Origin of the sequence: Bifidobacterium sp. UBA6881, assembly GCA_002451435.1 — a bacterium.
GTDB lineage: Bacteria > Actinomycetota > Actinomycetes > Actinomycetales > Bifidobacteriaceae > Bifidobacterium.
Map to the genome: position 1 here is coordinate 1 of DKCF01000040.1, position 4,954 is coordinate 4,954.

The following is a 4,954-nucleotide window of genomic DNA, read 5'->3' on the forward strand; positions in this document are numbered from 1 at the left end:
ACGGCTCCGGTGTTGTTGTCGTTCACCGGCAGGCCATGGACGAGCTGAGTGTTGAACCTGGTCATGATGTGCACCCCCTTGGGTTGTGGTCTCTGTCGCGTGCCGTTCACGCAATCACTGGTGCCAGTGAACCGCATTTTACGGAACGACGCGCGTGGCACCTTATCGACGTTAGTTATAAGACGTTTGAAATCTTTCGGTTTCAAACGTCCGTCTGCCGAAAACGCATCATGCTCTTCGCCGTGGCCCATAGTCAGTACTTGTCTCCCCAGCGCCGCCGCCGGCACAGGCCGGCGAGCGGCGCCAAAGACATCCACAGAACGTTTTCGGCATCCAAGCACAGGCATCTGCTTGACACAGGCATCAGTACTTGAACACAGGCACCACCGCGCCCTTGTAGTTCTTGTTGATGGCCGCCGCCACGGATTTCGTATGGTAGGCGTCCACGATCTTCCTGTATGTGGCATTGTTCTTTTCATCATGCCGGGCAACGATGACGTTGACATACGGCTTGAACGCCTTGTTGCTGGACTTCACCGGCGACTGGTAGATGGCGCTGGACACCTTGAGACCCGCATTGATGACCACATTCGTGGTGATCACCCCGGCCGCGTAATCCGGCAGCAGCCTGACGATCGCGGTCCCCTCGTTCAGTTTGATGTCGATGCCGCTGGGATTCGAGGCGATGTCGTCAATCGTCGGATTCGCCTTGGTGCTGTCCTTGAGCCTGATCAGCCCCGCGGCATCCAGCACCTTCAGCGCACGGCCGATGTTGGAGGCATCATTGGGAATCGCCACCTTATCTCCAGGGCGAATTTCCGAGACCTTCTTATACCGCTGAGAATACAGGTTCAATGGCGAGACATACGTCTCGCCTATCGACACCAGACCGTATCCATTGTCTTTGTTCTCCTGATCGAGATACGCGTAATGCTGGAACGCGTTCAGATCCAACTCTCCGCTGGCCAATGCGCGATTAATCGTCTCGCCATCCTGGAAGGGTTTGAGCTCAATGGCGATGCCGGATTTCTCGCCGTCCAATTCCTTTTGCACGGCGTTCCAGATCGCGTCGTCCGAATTGCCGTAAACGCCGACTTTGACGACCGTCCCGCCTTGGTCGTCCACGGACCGGTATGCCGAATATCCGACTCCGCCAACGACAACAATCGCCAGTACGATCAAGGCGACAATCAGATTCCTCCGGGCCTTCTCCCGCTTTTTCGCCACTGTCATAATCACTTACCAATCCTTTGCATGAAACATTTAAGACACTGCCAGCGCTTGTCAGTGCTGAAGCAGAACAACCAATTGCTTGCCGATGAATTCGATCACCGCGATGAACGCGACCAGAACGATAACCGTCGCGTATGTGGCATCGACCATGTACCGCTGGTACCCGTAGCGGATGGCGAAATCGCCCAGTCCGCCGCCTCCGACGATGCCGACGATGGCGGTAAGCCCCACCAGGCTGATCACCGTAATCACCGTCACCCGAACGATCGAGGGGATGGATTCGCGCAGATAGACACGGAGCACGATTTTCGGAGTGCTCATGCCCATCGCCTCCGCGGCTTCCACAAGTCCCGGATCGATTCCCGCGATAGCCGCCTGTATCTGCCTGGCGAAGAAGGGCGTCACGCCAATGACCAGCGGGAAAATCGCGCCTTTGGTGCCGATGGCGGTACCCACCAGCGCTCTGGTGAACGGCACAAGCGCCGCGACGAGAATGACGAAGGGAATGGAACGGAACAGATCGATCAGTTTATCCACCGTGTTGAACGCCACCGGATGCGGAACCAACCCATCCTGCTGCGTCAGAACAAGAACTATCGCAAGCATCGTGGCGAATATGAACGAAATCAGTCCCGAGACGCCGACCATGACCAGCGTCTGCACAAAACTATCGATGAATTCGGGCAATCTGGACGCCACGTTCGGGAACCATTGGGCAAGAATATTCATCGTGCAAGCACCTCGACTTCGACATTGCGCGTTTTCAGATAATCGATCGCGGCCTTGTTGCGCTCCTCCGTTCCTTCGAAAATCACCACCAGGCCACCCAATGGAGCGCCATCGACCACATCGATGTCGCCGAAGATGATGTTGACGTCGATGCCGAAGGTCCGCGAGATATGCGAGACCAACGCCTCGGACACGCCTTTCGCCGCATATTTCATGCGCAGCAGCAGCCATCCCGGTTTGCGCGAGACGAGTTCCGAACCGTCATCCAACAGGTCGTTGACCTTGCCGAGATTGGAAGCCGTCGATACGAACGCCCGGGTCAAAGACGCGCGGGGATTCGCGAAGACGTCGAAGACCCTCCCCTCCTCGACGATGGAGCCTTGGTCGATGACGGCCACGCGATTGCATATTCTTTTGATGACCGACATCTGATGGGTGATGATGACGATCGTCAGCCCCAATGTGTCATGCAAATCCTTCAGCAGCCGCAGAATGGATTTCGTGGTGTTCGGATCAAGGGCGCTTGTGGCTTCGTCGCTGAGCAGGATATCCGGTCTGTTCGCAAGTGCGCGGGCAATCGCCACACGCTGCTTCTGCCCTCCGGAAAGCTCACTGGGATAATCGTTCCCCTTATCGGACAGATGCACCAATTCCAACAGTTCCGCGACGCGTTCGCTACGCGACCGCTTGTCCAGTCCCGAGTCCAAAAGCGCCAATTCGACGTTTTCGGCCACGCTGCGGGATGGCATGAGATTGAAGGTCTGGAAAATCATGCCGATGGAACGTCTGAGGGTCCGCAGATCGCGCTTGCCCAGCGAAGCGATCTCCCTGCCTTCGACGCTGACCGAACCGCCATCGTACCGCTCCAGACCGTTGACGCATCTCACCAGCGTCGATTTCCCGGCCCCGCTCAATCCGATAATGCCATAGATATCGCCTTTTGCGATATTCAAATCGACATCATGCAAAGCAATTTTATCTCCATCTTCCGTGGAATATACTTTCTTCAATTTTTGAATTGATATTATATTTTCAGCATTTTGAGACAATTCGACCACATTAGCCTTTTTAAAATAAGATTCAATAAAAACAATTCGTCATTCGTGCCACATCGCCATGGCATGGCAGAACGTCACCCGCACAGCGACACTGGGAATTCCCTACCGTCCTGACGGCAATATGCCAACATTCAACGGGGCATGTTCGCACACATCATCATGCGCGAACAACGACAGGGCATCATGGCCCTCACCACTTCCATCGCAATCGATACGACACCAGCAGGCAAGGCGGCAACGCGAACACGCCCGCTGAGCCAAACAGTGAAACCAGCCATCATGCACCTCCCTATTTTCTAGTTTTTGAAATGTCTATCTGCAATTTCTATTATTGAATCATAGTTAAATCAGCAACACAACAGCATTGCTATTGACATTATTTATACACTGTAGAAAATATTGTTTTATATACAACATTCCGATTCACATCACCATGAATCAGGATTCCGTCATTGCCGGCAGGTGAACCTTCTCGAATTCACAGCGCATCAGCCACACGCCGCACGGCCTCACGCAGCAGATCCTCCGACTTGAGCAGGCTGAACCGCACGTAGTCCTTGCCCACCTTGCCGAAACAGGTGCCCGGCAAAACCGCGACAGCGGCCCGTTCCAGCAGCAGATCCGCAAACCGTTCGCCCGTCAATCCTTTCGGCGCATGAACCCATGCGTAGATGCCGCCGTCCGAATCGAACACGTCCAAGCCGGCGTCACGCAGACCACCGGCAACGATCGCGCGCCGCATCGCGTATCGGGAAGCCAATTCATGCACGCAGCTTTGGTCGGATTCCAATGCGGCGGCCCCCGCGTCCTGAACGCTGCCGGTGATCATGGAGCCCATCTGGTAGTGGTATTGCTTCACATGGCCGACGATGTCGTCATTGCCTGCGATGAAACCGGCCCTCCAACCAGCCATCGCATACATCTTCGACAGCGAACACACCTCCACGGCCACGTCGAACGCGCCCGGCAGCGAAAGAATGCTGGCCTGCTGGTCGCGCACGCCCAATCCCGCGTAGGCGAAGTCCTGCACGATGGCGAACCGGTGCTCATGCGCGAGCTCGATGGCATGTTCCAGGAACCCGCGAGGCGCCTGCGCGCCGGTAGGATTGTTCGGATAATTCAGAATCAGCACCTTGACCCGTCGCCACGCTTCGGCGGACACCGCGTCGAGATCAGGCAGGAACCCGCGTTCCGGCAGGGATGGCAGCAGCACTTCCTCCGCCCGGCTCATCAATGTCATGCAATGATATGACGGATAGTACGGATCGGCATACGCCACGGCATCGCCAGGCGACACCAGCACGGCGAACAGCGCCGCCAACCCATCGACCGCACCTTCGACGGCAAAGAGCTGCGTCTTCCAATCCAAGTCGACACCGTACGTATTGCGATACCAGTTTTGCGCCGCCTTGAGGAAGCTCGGTTTGCCGTCGAACGGCGAATATCGGGCGTTCGCAGGATCGTCCACGGCCGCTTTCGCCACGTCGCGGATGAATTCCGCGGGAAACGCATCCGGATTGCCCTTCGCGAGATCGATCACATCGGCGCCGTTCGCGATCGCATCGGCCACCTTGCGGTCCATCTCAGCAAACACGTTCGGCGGAATCGACTGCGCGATGGTGGTGAATGGAACCGGGGAAACATATGAAGTCATTGGAGCCTGCCTTAACCGCTCTCGATGGGCGAACAATCACAGGCTACCGGGAAAAACACGCATAAATGCCGTCGCCGGTATACACGCTTCTTATTGGCGGCGCAAATGGTATAAACCGCAACGGCGACCGACAAGCCTTTTTCTGACGGATGCTCACCCGTCCGTATAGAAATCGTCCGTATGGGACATCTGTAAATAGGTCATCCGCATAGGAAGACCATTCCCGCGCGAATCTCCCCAAATGGACGCCTGACCACATTCAGCGACCATGCGTGGAGAG

Annotated in this window: 6 protein-coding genes; 1 reads left to right on the forward strand and 5 read right to left on the reverse strand. The window is 56.1% G+C overall.

Translation table 11 applies throughout. From position 1 onward, the window contains the following. The 4 genes from B3C64_RS03390 to B3C64_RS03405 form a co-directional block, all read right to left on the reverse strand. The coding region (locus tag B3C64_RS03390) for a hypothetical protein (protein ID WP_291533722.1) at positions 1-251 on the reverse strand (251 nt) is incomplete at its 3' end. 112 nt (positions 252-363) lie between these two features. Then, positions 364-1,233 carry a MetQ/NlpA family ABC transporter substrate-binding protein gene (locus tag B3C64_RS03395; RefSeq protein ID WP_291533740.1) on the reverse strand — a complete coding sequence of 290 codons (870 nt, stop codon included), beginning with the start codon at positions 1,231-1,233 and terminating at the stop codon, positions 364-366. Positions 1,234-1,284: 51 nt separating this feature from the next. Next, on the reverse strand, positions 1,285-1,962 hold the full coding sequence (locus B3C64_RS03400) for a methionine ABC transporter permease (RefSeq protein ID WP_291533723.1): 678 nt from the start codon (positions 1,960-1,962) through the stop codon (positions 1,285-1,287). Further along, on the reverse strand, positions 1,959-3,020 hold the full coding sequence (locus B3C64_RS03405; protein WP_291533733.1) for a methionine ABC transporter ATP-binding protein: 1,062 nt from the start codon (positions 3,018-3,020) through the stop codon (positions 1,959-1,961). Before B3C64_RS03405 ends, B3C64_RS03400 begins: the two co-directional genes overlap by 4 nt. A gap of 141 nt (positions 3,021-3,161) precedes the next feature. Between B3C64_RS03405 and B3C64_RS03410 the strand changes: the two genes are divergently transcribed. Next, positions 3,162-3,320 (forward strand): hypothetical protein, encoded by a 159-nt coding sequence (locus B3C64_RS03410; RefSeq protein ID WP_291533735.1) that lies wholly within the window; start codon positions 3,162-3,164, stop codon positions 3,318-3,320. A gap of 178 nt (positions 3,321-3,498) precedes the next feature. Here the strand turns inward: B3C64_RS03410 and B3C64_RS03415 are convergent, their stop codons facing one another. Beyond that, positions 3,499-4,674 carry a pyridoxal phosphate-dependent aminotransferase gene (locus B3C64_RS03415; RefSeq protein ID WP_291533738.1) on the reverse strand — a complete coding sequence of 392 codons (1,176 nt, stop codon included), beginning with the start codon at positions 4,672-4,674 and terminating at the stop codon, positions 3,499-3,501. Positions 4,675-4,954 lie beyond the last annotated feature (280 nt).